This is a genomic window from Microbacterium sp. GW823-FHT02G05, from assembly GCF_058797175.1.
This window is the reverse complement of the sequence record NZ_JBXAJK010000001.1, coordinates 1,146,237-1,158,509: the sequence shown is the minus strand read 5'-3', so window position 1 is coordinate 1,158,509 and position 12,273 is coordinate 1,146,237. Positions and strand designations below refer to the sequence as shown.

Here is a 12,273-nt window from a genome sequence, read left to right as displayed (position 1 = left end):
CTGCGTCAGGCTCCGAGAGCGTGGATCAACTCGGCGAAATGATCGACGTCTTCTGCTGACCAGGCTCGGAGCCGCTCACCGATGCGGTCGTGGTAGCGGGACCGGGCGATCTCTACCCGCTCCTGCGCGAGGGGTGTGGCCACGAGGAGCCGAGCCCGTCGATCGTTCGGGTCACGGACGCTCTCGATGAGGCCCCACTCCTCCAACTGACGAACCTGGCGGCTCACTGCCGACTTGTCGGTCTGGAGACGATCGATGATCGCACCGGCCGAGGTCGCCTTGCCCGTGGCGATCGAGGTGAGCACCTGGTAGCCGAGAGGCTGCAGGTCCGGATGCACCGTGGCCGCGGCTTCTCGCCAGCCGACGCGAATTCGCGCGAACAGACGCCCCAGTTCCTGTTCGACCCGAGCGATGGCCGCATCGAGCGCCACGTCGTCGGCGGGCTGGGCATCCATGTTCGCCAGTTTACGGGGAACGCTCACCGGTGATCCGCGCGGCAGTCGTGACTCAGATCTCAGCGAGGCGGCTGAAGACCATCGATGCGACCCGCATCTCGTCCGGTGTCAGCCCGCTGATGGCCGTGCGAATTCGGTTGCTGTGATGACTGCGCACCGTCGCCAGCAGCTCGCGGGCGGATGCGGTGGCTGTGAGCACCCGCAACCGCCCGTCACTCTCGTCAGCGCGCGATTCGATCAGGCCGGCTTCTTCCAGCATCCGCACCTGCCGGCTGATCGCCGACTTGTCCATCTCGAAGCACTCAGCAAGCTGGTGCGCATTCGAGCTGCCGACCCGCGCGATATGGGTCAGAAGCTTGTATCCGGATGGCTGCAGATCGGGGTGCACCATCGCCGCAGACTCTCGCCACAGGGATCGTGCCCGCGTGAACATGAGGCTCATGTGCCCCTGGAACTCGGTCACCACCGCATCGAGGTCGACCCGATCTGCGCCATCGACGGTACTCATCGCCGCGCTACTTCACCTCTGCCGTGCGGATCGATCCCGTCGAGTTGAGCGACGCTCCGATCTCGGCTTCGGCCACTTCGATCACAGATTCCTCCGCCTGCTCCCGCAGGTGCTCAGCGGCGGTCTTGGTCGACAGCGGCTTGTTCTTGATGAAGGCGATCGCGATCACGCCGATCAGAGCGAGCGGCACGGCGATGAAGAAGGCATCGGCGATGCCGTTTCCGTATGCCGCTTCCACGACGGTGCGGATGCCGTCGGGCAGGTCTGCGATGTGAGGCACATTGCCCGACCCGAGCGCCTTCAGCGCCCCGATCTCCTCAGGCGTCGTCGGAACGAACGCACCGAGTCCGTCCTTGATGTAGCTGGCCACGTTGGAGGCGAGGATCGACCCCATGATCGTCACGCCGACGGTGCCGGCGATGGTGCGGAAGAAGTTCACGCCCGACGAGGCGACGCCCAGCTGCTGCGGCGGGGTGTCGTTTTGCACGATCAGGGTGAGGTTCTGCATCACCATGCCCAGGCCCGCACCGAGAACGAACATGTACACCGCGACCAGAGCGAAGGGGGTGTCGTAGCGCAGCGTCGCCATCAGGCTGATGCCGACCACCGAGAGCACCGACCCCAGCAGCATCCAGCCCTTCCACTTGCCGAATCGGCTCACGAGCTGGCCGATGATGATCGAAGCGCCCATCTGGCCGACGATCATCGGGATCGTCATCAGTCCCGATTCGGTAGGTGTCGCCCCGCGGGCGAGCTGGAAGTACTGAGCGAGGAACACCGACGTGGCGATCATCGAGACGCCGATCGAGATCGAGGCGATCACCGACAGGGTGAAGGTTCTGTTGCGGAAGAGCGTCATCGGGATGATGGGCTCCTTCACGAAGAACTCCGCGACGACGAAGGCGACGAGTGTCAGAGCGGAGCCGATCACGAGCACATAGCTGGTCATCGAATCCCACTCGAACTGCGCGCCGCCGGTCGACACCCAGATCAGCAGACCCGAGACGCCGACGGCAAGCAGCACGATGCCGAGGTAGTCGATCGACACCTTGGCGTTCTGCGGCTTGGGCAGGTGCAGGGTGACCTGCAGCAGGATGAACGCGAGAATCGCGAACGGGACGCCGACGAAGAAGTTCGCGCGCCATCCCCAGACATCGGTGATGAATCCGCCGAGCAGCGGCCCGCCGATGGTGGCGAACGCCATGATTCCGCCGACCACGCCCATGTACTTGCCACGCTCTCGCGGCGAGATGATCAGCGCGATCGCCACCATGACCAGCGACATCAGACCGCCGACGCCGATCCCCTGGACGACGCGAACCGCGATGAGCATGTTCGTGTCAGTCGCGAAGCCCGAGATGACGGTGCCGATCGTGAACAGCCCCAGTGACAGCTGCACGAGCATCTTGCGATCGAGCAGGTCGGAGAGCTTGCCCCAGACCGGGGTCGAAACGGCGGTGGCCAGCAGGCTGGCCGTGATGACCCAGGTGTACTGCGCCTGGGTTCCGCCGAGGTCGGCGATGATGACGGGCAGAGAGGTGGAGACGACGGTCCCCGAGAGGACGGCGACGAACATGCCGACGACGAGCCCGGAGATCGCGGTGAAGACCTCGCGAGCTGAGCGCACGGTCTCGGGCGTGGTGGTTGTGTGTGAAGTCAAAAGGTGGGCGCTCCCGCGTAGAAAGTTGATGGATATCAACCATACGCCGATAGTTGCTCTTTCGCAACTATTGAGGAACAGCAACCATAGGGACGCCCTTCAACCACTCTCCCGAGCGATCAGCTCGGGCGCCAAGCGCAGATCCTGCACCGGAGCCCCCTCGATCAGCGCGATCAGCTGCTGCACCGCGCGTTCACCCAACGCGTCGAAGTCCTGCCGCACAGTGGTCAGCGGAGGACGAAACTGTGCAGCATCCACGACATCATCGAATCCGATCACCGCGACATCCTGCGGAACCCGCAGCCCGGCCTCGTCGATCGCGCGCAGCGCCCCGAGAGCCATCTGGTCGTTCGCTGCGAAGAGAGCTGTGATCGCGCCACCGTTCAGCATCCGCCTGGTCTGCTCATAGCCGGATGCTGCACTCCAATCACCCCGCACGATCGCGGGAGCCTCGACGCCCGCAACCACAAGAGCGGCACGCCAGCCGCGCTCGCGCTCTGCAGCCGCGAAAGAGTCGTCTGGACCGGACAGATGATGCACAACACGATGCCCCGCGGCGAGCAGGCGGTCTGTGGCAGCCCGGGCGCCGACAGCATGGTCGGTGGAGACCGCCGAGAAGCGATCGTCGGGCGGCGAATCGATGATCACGAGGCGCAGGCCTCCCGACGCAGCGTGTCGCGCAAGCGCCGTCGCCTCATTGAGCACGATCGCACCGTCGACACCCTGGTCATGCAGGCGATCGAACGCGGTCGCAATATCGTCATCGGCGCCGAGCGTGAAGATCGTGAGCGCGTAGCCGCGGGATGCTGCCGCCTCAGCGACCGCCTGAAGCATGCGCGCATTCCCCACCGTGGAGAGCGTCTGCGCAACGAGACCCAGCGTCTGCGTACGACCGGTGCGCAGGGCCCTTGCCGCGCGATTCGGCCGGTATCCGAGTTCACCCATTGCTCGCTCGACGCGCTCGCGTGTGGCGGGGTCAACCCGCGGACTGTCGTTCGCGACCCGGGACACCGTCTGGGTCGAGACACCAGCCAGCGCAGCAACCTGCGCCATCGATACACGCTGCGGCTGCGGCATCCGCTCCCCCGTTCCGTTCGGTCGTGTTGACGTTATCACGTCGCCATGCGTACCATGTTCACGTGAACATGGACGACTCTTCCACGACGATCGCCCTCAGCGCCGGCGTCATCAAGCGCCCCACGCTGCTCGCCGACGGCCGCGAACTCATCTACTTCGACGATGCCGGCACGACGCTCGGCTCCGATCGCGGTGTGGACGCTCGTGTACTCGACCCCCGCCCCGAGACCGCGACGATGCGACAGGACGTCCTGACGGGTGACTGGATCACGTTCGCCACGAAGCGACAGAACCGCGTCATGATGCCGAGCACCGACGCCGATCCGCTCGCGCCGCAGACCGCCAGCAACCCCTCGGAAGTGCCGAGCATGTACGACGTGGCGGTGTTCGAGAACCGCTCCCCCTCGTTCGGCCCCGACCTTGCCGAGGCTGTCGGCGGCGCTCCCGCCGCTCCGAACGCGCCCCGCGGACTCGACGATCTCGCCGCTCTCGGCCTCGGTCGCACGCGCACGAGCGTCGGTCGGTGCGAGGTCGTCTGCTTCAGCCCCGAGCACGCAGGCTCCTTCGGCACCCAGAGCGTGACCCGAGCGCGTACTGTGATCGAGGCCTGGGCCGATCGCACCGCCGCACTCTCCGCGCTGCCCGGCATCGAGCAGGTGTTCCCCTTCGAGAACCGTGGTGAAGCGATCGGCGTGACACTGCCGCATCCGCATGGGCAGATCTACGCCTACCCCTACGTCACTCCCCGCACCGCGCGACTGCTCGACGGCATCGATCGCACGGCACCGGATCTCTTCGCCCGGGTGCTCGAGTTCGAGCAGGCATCTGAGCGCGTCGTGCTCCGCGGCGAGCACTGGACTGCATTCGTGCCGTTCGCCGCACGGTGGCCGCTCGAGGTACAGCTGATGCCGCACCGGCACGCGCCCGACTTCGCCGCGCTGAACGACGCCGAACGCGACGAGCTCGCGCCGCTGTATCTGCGACTGCTGCGGGGCGTCGACGCACTGTACGAGACGCCGACGCCCTACATCGCCGCCTGGCACCAGGCGCCGGTGCACGTCGGGCGCGATTCCGTGCGACTGCGTCTCGAGCTCACGAGCCCGCGCCGCGCCGCCGACAAGCTCAAGTTCCTCGCAGGCTCCGAAGCGGCGATGTCAGCCTGGACCGCCGAGATCCTCCCGGAGGAGACCGCGAATCGACTCCGCACGGCCATCGACACCGTCGCCGTCTGAGCCGGCGCCCCCTTCGTCCCACGATTCCGGCGCACGCCGACAAGGAAAGACACCATGACTTCTCAGGATGCTGCCCGCACCCTCTTTGACGCCGTCACCGGCACCTCGCCTGCCGGCGTCTGGTCGGCGCCCGGCCGCGTGAATCTGATCGGCGAGCACACCGACTACAACGAGGGCTTCGTCCTGCCCTTCGCGATCCCGCAGCGCACCTATGCCGCGGCAGGCCCCCGCGCCGACCGGCGCATCCGGGTCACCTCCACCTTCACCGCCGAGGCGGTCGAGGTCGCGATCGACGATCTCGACCGTATCTTCCCGACTGCCTCTGGCGCGGTGCCCGCGGTGACCGAGTGGGCCGCCTACCCGCTGGGTGTCGCGTGGGCGCTTCTCGCGAATGCGCCGGATGGCGGTGCGCTGCCCGGACTCGACATCGCCCTGTCGTCAGGCGTGCCGGTCGGGGCGGGGCTCTCCTCGTCGGCCGCAATCGAGGGTGCGACCGCATCTGCGATCAACGACCTCTGGAATCTCGGGCTCGACGCCGTCACCCTCGCGCGGGTCGGCCGCCGCGCGGAGAATGAGGCGGTCGGAGCGCCGACCGGCATCATGGATCAGATGGCATCGATGCTCGGACAACCCGACGCCGCCCTTTTCCTCGACTGCCGCTCGCTCGTCTCACGCCCGGTCGCCCTCGGTTTCACCGACGCCGGTCTGGAGCTGCTCGTGATCGACACGCGGGTCATGCACGCCCACTCGACCGGGGGCTACCGCGAACGCCGAGAGTCCTGCGAGCGCGGGGCCGCGATCCTGGGAGTTCCCGCCCTGCGCGATGTGCAGGTCGACGACCTCGATCGTGCCGCAGCCCTGATGGATGACGTGACATTCCGCCGTGTGCGCCACATCGTGACCGAGAACCAGCGAGTCCTCGACACCGTCGACGCCCTCGCTGCCCAGGGACCGCGAGCGATCGGCGAGCTGCTCACGGCTTCGCATGCCTCGATGCGCGACGACTTCGAGATCTCCTCCCCCGAGCTCGATGTCGCCGTCGATGCGGCACTGTCGGCGGGAGCGCTCGGTGCCCGCATGACGGGCGGCGGCTTCGGGGGCTCCGCGATCGCTCTCATCGAGCACGACCGCAGCGAGCAGGTCGCCGAATCCGTGCGAGCCACGTTCGCGGCATCCGGATTCGACGCACCGTACCTGTTCACGGTGGCGCCCTCCGCAGGTCCGCGCCGCGACGCCTGATAGTTCGCACACCTGGCGTCGGAGAAGGCGTCTGTCAGACTGAAGACCACCGCGAGTCTCGCGGAGGATGTAAGGAGCTCACATGTCTTGGCTGGTCACCGGCGGCGCCGGATACATCGGAGCACACGTCGTACGCGCTCTCGCGGAAGCCGGAATGACCCCCGTCGTGATCGACGACCTGTCGTCGGGGCACGCATCTTTCGTCCCCGGTGACGTCGTACTCGTCGAAGGCAGCATCCTCGATCGGGAGCTCGTCGAACACACTCTGCGCGCCCACGGCGTCGAGGGCGTGATCCACGTCGCCGGGTTCAAGTACGCCGGCGTCTCGGTGCAGCGGCCTCTGCACACCTACGCGCAGAACGTCGAAGGCACGCGCGTGATCCTCGAGGCGATGGAGGCCGCGGGCGTCAGCAACATCGTCTTCTCCTCCAGCGCCGCCGTCTTCGGGACCCCCGACGTCGACCTCGTCGTCGAAGACACCGCCAAGCGACCCGCGAGCCCGTACGGCGAGTCGAAGCTCATCGGCGAATGGCTGCTGCGCGATCAGGGCGTCGCCACCGAGACATCCGATCGCCCCCTGCGCCACACCTCGCTGCGCTACTTCAACGTCGTCGGCTCGTCCGACCCGACGGTCTACGACTCCAGCCCGCACAACCTGTTCCCGCTCGTGTTCTCGGCACTTCTCGAGGGCCGCACGCCCCGCATCTTTGGCGACGACTACGACACCCCGGACGGCACGAACGTGCGCGACTACGTCCACGTCGGCGATATCGCCCACGCGCACGTCGTCGCTGCGAAGCGCCTGTCCCTTGGCGAGCCGATCGAGCCGGCGTACAACCTCGGCTCGGGCGATGGACTCTCGGTGAAGCAGATCATGGATGCGATGGCGCGCGTCACGGGGATCGAATTCGTGCCCGAGATGCATCAGCGTCGCCAGGGCGACCCCGACCGCATCGTGGCATCCGGTGAGCTGGCCGCCCGCGACCTCGAATGGACGATGCGGCACACCGTCGACGAGATGGTGGCATCCGGCTGGGCGGCGCACCGCAACGCGGGCTGATCTCACCCGGGTGTCAGGCGGCCGGTACGCTGACGGAAACGCCCGACGCCGCGAAAGGTGACGATGACTGTCGCGACCCCCGATACCGCCCCCGTCGTCGTGACCAGCGCCGGTCCCGTGCGCGGCACGTGGCGCGGTGACCCCGGCAGCGCCGGCGCGTCCGCGGCCTTTCTCGGAATCCCGTTCGCGCAGGCTCCTGTGGGTGCCCTGCGGTTCACCGCGCCCGTCCCGCCTGCGCCATGGTCGGAGGTTCGGGATGCCACGGCATACGGCCCCACGCCACAGCGCGGCGACATGGGCAAGACGCTGATCCCTGAGCCGAGCATCCCCGGCGACAGCACTCTCAACGTCAATGTCTTCTCGCCGGATCCGACGCCGGGCGCGGCGCTGCCGGTGCTCGTCTGGATCCACGGCGGCGGCTTCATCGCGGGCTCCCCGTCGAGCCCCTGGTACGACGGCCGCACGTTCAACCGCGATGGCGTGGTGCTGGTCGCCGTGTCATACCGTCTCGGCTTCGACGGCTTCGGTGAGATCGACGGCGCTCCCTCGAACCGTGCTGTCCTCGACTGGATCGCCGCCCTCGAATGGGTGCAACAGAATGTGACGGCCTTCGGCGGTGACCCCGCTCGGGTGACGATCGGTGGACAATCGGCCGGCGGCGGGGCCGTGCTCACACTGCTCGGGATGGAGCGCGCGCAGCACCTCTTCCACGGGGCACTCGCGATCTCGGCGGCGCTCGGTGACGTGCCGCTCGGTCTCGCGCAGCAGCGCACGCAGCTGCTCGCCGAGCTCGCAGGCGTCGACGCGAATGTCGACGGTATCCGTTCTCTGCCCGAACAGCGCGTGCACGAGCTGCAGGGGAAGGCCGGGTCTCTCGGCGCGCACGGCCCGGCGGGCGCGCTGACGCAGCTGACGCAGGGCCTGCCCTGGGGGCCGACGATCGACGGCGAACTGCTCCCGCAACGAACGATCGAGGCACTGCGGGCGGGTATCGGCGCCGACAAGCCGCTCCTGCTCGGTGCCGCAGACGACGAGTTCGCTCTGCCTGCTGGCCCCATCAGCCGCAAGCTGCGCTGGGTTCCGCCGCGTATCGCGCTCGGTCAGCTGCAGAAGGATCGCGTCCGCCGCCGCGCCTATGTGCACGCGAATCGCGCCCTCGTTCACGCAGGAACCCCTGTTCTGCTCGGGCGCTATGTCACCGACTACGTGTTTCGCTCGCTGGTCGCGCGGGCGGCGGAAGCGCGGACCGATGCCCCCACCTGGGCGTACCGCTTCGCCTGGGCGTCTCCCGTGACGGGCCATGCCAGCCACTGCCTCGACGTGCCGTTCTGGTTCGACTGCCTCGACGACGCGTTCGTCGCCGATCAGACCGGTGACAACCCGCCGCAGGCTCTCGCCACCGCGATGCATACAGCAGCCGTGCGCTTCGTCACCGACGGCGACCCCGGGTGGGCGCGCTGGCGCTCCGACCCTGGATACACCCGCGACTTCGGGGTCGGCCCCGCCGAGACATCCGACTACTCTGCCGAGCAGTTCAGTGTGGATGCCTACGACGGGGCACTTCCCCTCATCTAGCGATTCAGCGCGCGGGCTGCAGCACCGGGATCTCGTAGCGGTGGGGCGTTCCGAAGCGGTGCGCCGTGATCGACACCGCCTGCTCGCGCAGGAAGGTCAGCGTCTCGATGCGTCCCGCAGAGACGACCGGCGCCGCGTAGATCGCAAGGCTCGGAGAACCGTTGACGGCTTCGGCGGTCGCTGCGGCAGACGTGCCGATCAGACGCACACGGCCGCCCTGCGTGGCGAGTTCGCGAGCGCGGATACCCCAGGCCGACGCATCCTCGACCGCCACCGTCGCGCCCGTCGATGCGACCCACGCGCGCAGCGCGGTCGGCAGCGCATCGACGGTGCTCACGGTGAGCGCCGATCCGACCCGCGCACCTGCGGCGACGACGCGCACGAGATCGGCGATGCGGTCGCCCTCGAAGCGCACCGTCACGGGCACGGCCTGATACCGCAGGGCGTTGTGCTCGGAGACGAGTCCCGTCGCGTCGCGCACGACGCCGAACTCGGTGTTCCACGCGTCGATGTCGGTCGCGAGCGCGGCACGGAGCCACTCGTCGTCGCCACCCGCAACTGCTGCTGCGCGGGCCAGAGCGTCCAGCGGCGTGCTCGTCTGCACCGCAGCATCCGCCCAGTTCGACAGACCAACCAGGTAGCTCGGGCCACCCGCCTTGGTGCCGGCGCCGACAGCGGCCTTCTTCCACCCGCCGAACGGCTGCCGCTGGACGATCGCGCCCGTCGTCCCGCGGTTGACGTAGACGTTCCCGGCCTGGATCGCGGCGAGCCAGGTCTGGATCTCATCCTCGTCGAGCGAGTGCAAGCCGGAGGTGAGGCCGTAGTCGATCGCGTTGACGATGTCGATCGCCTCATCGAGCGACTCGGCCGTCATGATGCCGAGAACGGGGCCGAAGTACTCGGTCAGGTGGAACTCGGAGCCCGCGGCGACACCCTGACGGATGCCGGGACGCCAGAGCTGACCGGCGTCGTCGAGCTTCTCGGGCTCGAGCAGCCACGACTCGCCCGCGTGCACCGTCGTGAGAGCGCTCAGCAGTTTGCCCTCGGCGGGAGCGATGATCGGACCGATACGGGTCGAGCCTTCCCACGGCATGCCGACGGGGTACGCCTTCACAGCGTCGACGAGCTGACGACGGAAGCGCTCCGAGCGGGCGGCCGAGCCGACGAGCACGACAAGCGATGCGGCCGAGCACTTCTGGCCCGCGTGGCCGAAGGCCGAGTAGGCGACGTCCTTCGCGGCGAGGTCGAGGTCAGCGCTCGGCGTGACGATGATGGCGTTCTTGCCGCTCGTCTCGGCGAGCAGCGGCAGGTCAGCGCGGAAGCCGCGGAACAGCTCCGCGGTCTCGTAGCCACCCGTGAGGATCACACGTTCGACCTCCGGGTCGCTCACGAGCTGCGTACCGAGTTCACGCCCGTCGAGCTGCACGTACTGCAGCACGTCACGGGGCACACCGGCCTCCCACAGTGCCTCGACCATGACCGCGCCCGAGCGTCGGGCCTGACGGGCAGGCTTGATGATGACGGGCGATCCGGTCGCGAGCGCCGAGAGCACCGACCCCGCGGGGATCGCGACGGGGAAGTTCCACGGCGGCGTGACGACCGTCAGCCCCACGGCCTGCATGGTCGCACCGTCGACGGCGGCGAGGTTCTTCGCGCTCTCCGCGTAGTAATGCGCGAAGTCGATCGCCTCGGAGACCTCGGGGTCTCCCTGCTCGATGACCTTGCCGGCCTCCGAGCCCATGACCTCGAGCAGTTCGGCGCGGCGCGCTTCGAGCACATCGCCGGCGCGGTGCAGGATCGCCGCACGCCCTTCGGCGCCCAGCGCCCGCCAGCTCTCCCCCGCGGCCACCGCAGTGGCGATGACGGCGTCCACCTGATCGGTCGTCGAGAGCGTGTTCTGTGCGACGGTGTCGTTGCCGAGCGTCGATCCCTGCATGCGAGCACGGATGCCGTCGGCCCACTCACGGTTCGCGCGCAGCGACGGGTCGGTGTCAGGGGTGTTCCCGAAGGCGTCGGTCGGGGCGGGCGCAGCCGGCAGCGCGCGGTTCTGCACGCGGTTCGGACCGGGCACCTCCGCCGGCACGGTTGCGATCGAGTCGAGGAAGCGCTGCTTCTCACGGTCGAACAGGGCCGGGTTCTCGTCGAGGTCGAACACCGCAGACATGAAGTTCTCCTGGCTCGCCCCCTCTTCGAGGCGGCGGATCAGGTAGGCGATCGCGACGTCGAACTCCTGCGGACGCACGACGGGCGTGTACAGCAGGAGCGAGCCGACGGTCCGCCGCACGACCTGCGCCTGCGCCGAGGCCATGCCGAGCAGCATCTCGAACTCGATGCCCGCGGTCACCCCGCGACGCTCGGCGAGCATCCACGCGAGTGCAATGTCGAAGAGGTTGTGACCGGCGACGCCGATGCGCACGCTATCGATGTGCTCGGGGCGCAGCGAGTAGTCGAGCACGGCCTTGTACGAGGCATCCGACTGCTGCTTGGTCGACCAGGTCGCGAGCTCCCAGCCGTGCACCTCGGCATCGACCGTCTCCATCGGCAGGTTTGCGCCCTTGACGACGCGCACCTTGATCGGCGCACCACCGGAGGCGATGCGGGCAGCAGCCCACTCCTGCAGGCGCATCATGGCGGCGAGCGCGTCGGGGAGGTAGGCCTGCAGCACGATGCCGGCTTCGAGGTCGTGGAACTCAGGTCGATCGAGGATGCTCGTGAACACGGCGATCGTCAGGTCGAGGTCCTTGTACTCCTCCATGTCGAGGTTGATGAACTTGCGCCCGGATGCCGTGCCGTTCGCGGCGATGCGGTACAGCGGCAGCAGCGCGTCGACGGCGTGCGCGACGGCCTCGTCGAAGGCCCACGGGCTGTGCGGGGCGACGGTCGACGAGACCTTGATCGAGACGTAGTCCACATCGTCGCGTTCGAGAAGGCGGCGGGTGCCATCGAGGCGTCGAGCCGCCTCTTCCTGGCCGAGGATCGCCTCGCCGAGCAGGTTGATGTTCAGCCGCACGTCCTCCGAGCGGATGCGACGGATCGCCGCGCCCAATTGCGCGTCACGGGCGTCGACGATGAGGTGACGCACCATGCTGCGGAGCACCCGGCGGCTGATCGGCACGACGATGCCGGGGAACGCGGGGGCGAGTGCACCGCCGAGAGCGATCGCACCGCGCAGCGGAGCAGGCAGGAAGGCCGGCGTCAGCGGCACGAGGTCCTTGAGCGCCCGGGCTGCGACCTTGGTGTCTTCGGGGCGCACCACGCCGTCAACGAAGCCGACCGTGAAGTCAAGACCATTCGGGTCGCGCAGCACTCCGGCGAGACGCTCCGCCGCGGCATCCACCGGCGCTTTCCGGCTCTCGACGAGCCACTGTCGCACGAGGGCGACGGCGTCGTCGGCGAGGTCGGCGAGATCAGTGGAAGGTGTTGCGCGGGTGTGCGCGCCGGGGGAAGCAGTCATCGGTGCTCGGCTT

General features: G+C 68.2%; 9 protein-coding genes. 4 read left to right on the top strand and 5 right to left on the bottom strand.

Annotated features, from left to right (window positions below):
* Nucleotides 1-5 precede the first annotated feature (5 nt).
* The 4 genes from AC1REM_RS05495 to AC1REM_RS05480 form a co-directional block, all read right to left on the bottom strand.
* Nucleotides 6-455, bottom strand: a complete 450-nt coding sequence (locus AC1REM_RS05495) for a MarR family winged helix-turn-helix transcriptional regulator (RefSeq protein WP_492513718.1) — start codon at nucleotides 453-455, stop codon at nucleotides 6-8.
* Between the two features lie 52 nt (nucleotides 456-507).
* Nucleotides 508-963, bottom strand: a complete 456-nt coding sequence (locus AC1REM_RS05490; RefSeq protein WP_492513717.1) for a MarR family winged helix-turn-helix transcriptional regulator — start codon at nucleotides 961-963, stop codon at nucleotides 508-510.
* Nucleotides 964-970: 7 nt separating this feature from the next.
* Nucleotides 971-2,590, bottom strand: a complete 1,620-nt coding sequence (locus tag AC1REM_RS05485; RefSeq protein WP_492513716.1) for an MDR family MFS transporter — start codon at nucleotides 2,588-2,590, stop codon at nucleotides 971-973.
* 132 nt (nucleotides 2,591-2,722) lie between these two features.
* Entirely contained in the window at nucleotides 2,723-3,676 is a 954-nt protein-coding gene (locus AC1REM_RS05480) for a LacI family DNA-binding transcriptional regulator (protein ID WP_492513715.1), read from the bottom strand.
* Nucleotides 3,677-3,768: 92 nt separating this feature from the next.
* Between AC1REM_RS05480 and galT the strand changes: the two genes are divergently transcribed.
* From galT to AC1REM_RS05460, 4 genes are all read left to right on the top strand, one after another.
* Nucleotides 3,769-4,932, top strand: coding sequence for a galactose-1-phosphate uridylyltransferase (gene galT, locus AC1REM_RS05475; RefSeq protein ID WP_492514472.1), 1,164 nt, complete (start codon nucleotides 3,769-3,771; stop codon nucleotides 4,930-4,932).
* 54 nt (nucleotides 4,933-4,986) lie between these two features.
* Nucleotides 4,987-6,171 carry a galactokinase gene (gene galK / locus AC1REM_RS05470; protein ID WP_492513714.1) on the top strand — a complete coding sequence of 395 codons (1,185 nt, stop codon included), beginning with the start codon at nucleotides 4,987-4,989 and terminating at the stop codon, nucleotides 6,169-6,171.
* Between the two features lie 82 nt (nucleotides 6,172-6,253).
* Nucleotides 6,254-7,231, top strand: a complete 978-nt coding sequence (gene galE / locus AC1REM_RS05465; protein ID WP_492513713.1) for a UDP-glucose 4-epimerase GalE — start codon at nucleotides 6,254-6,256, stop codon at nucleotides 7,229-7,231.
* Nucleotides 7,232-7,294: 63 nt separating this feature from the next.
* Nucleotides 7,295-8,806, top strand: a complete 1,512-nt coding sequence (locus AC1REM_RS05460; RefSeq protein WP_492513712.1) for a carboxylesterase/lipase family protein — start codon at nucleotides 7,295-7,297, stop codon at nucleotides 8,804-8,806.
* 4 nt (nucleotides 8,807-8,810) lie between these two features.
* On the opposite strand, the gene AC1REM_RS05455 is transcribed toward AC1REM_RS05460, so the two are convergent.
* Nucleotides 8,811-12,260 carry a bifunctional proline dehydrogenase/L-glutamate gamma-semialdehyde dehydrogenase gene (locus AC1REM_RS05455; RefSeq protein ID WP_492513711.1) on the bottom strand — a complete coding sequence of 1,150 codons (3,450 nt, stop codon included), beginning with the start codon at nucleotides 12,258-12,260 and terminating at the stop codon, nucleotides 8,811-8,813.
* Nucleotides 12,261-12,273: the final 13 nt, after the last annotated feature.

Coding starts and splice junctions, on each gene's coding strand:
- galE (WP_492513713.1), top strand. CDS start 6,254: ATGTCTTGGCTGGTCACCGGCGGCGCCGGATACATCGGAGCACACGTC.
- galT (WP_492514472.1), top strand. CDS start 3,769: ATGGACGACTCTTCCACGACGATCGCCCTCAGCGCCGGCGTCATCAAG.
- AC1REM_RS05480 (WP_492513715.1), bottom strand. CDS start 3,676: ATGGCGCAGGTTGCTGCGCTGGCTGGTGTCTCGACCCAGACGGTGTCC.
- galK (WP_492513714.1), top strand. CDS start 4,987: ATGACTTCTCAGGATGCTGCCCGCACCCTCTTTGACGCCGTCACCGGC.
- AC1REM_RS05490 (WP_492513717.1), bottom strand. CDS start 963: ATGAGTACCGTCGATGGCGCAGATCGGGTCGACCTCGATGCGGTGGTG.
- AC1REM_RS05495 (WP_492513718.1), bottom strand. CDS start 455: ATGGATGCCCAGCCCGCCGACGACGTGGCGCTCGATGCGGCCATCGCT.
- AC1REM_RS05460 (WP_492513712.1), top strand. CDS start 7,295: ATGACTGTCGCGACCCCCGATACCGCCCCCGTCGTCGTGACCAGCGCC.
- AC1REM_RS05455 (WP_492513711.1), bottom strand. CDS start 12,260: ATGACTGCTTCCCCCGGCGCGCACACCCGCGCAACACCTTCCACTGAT.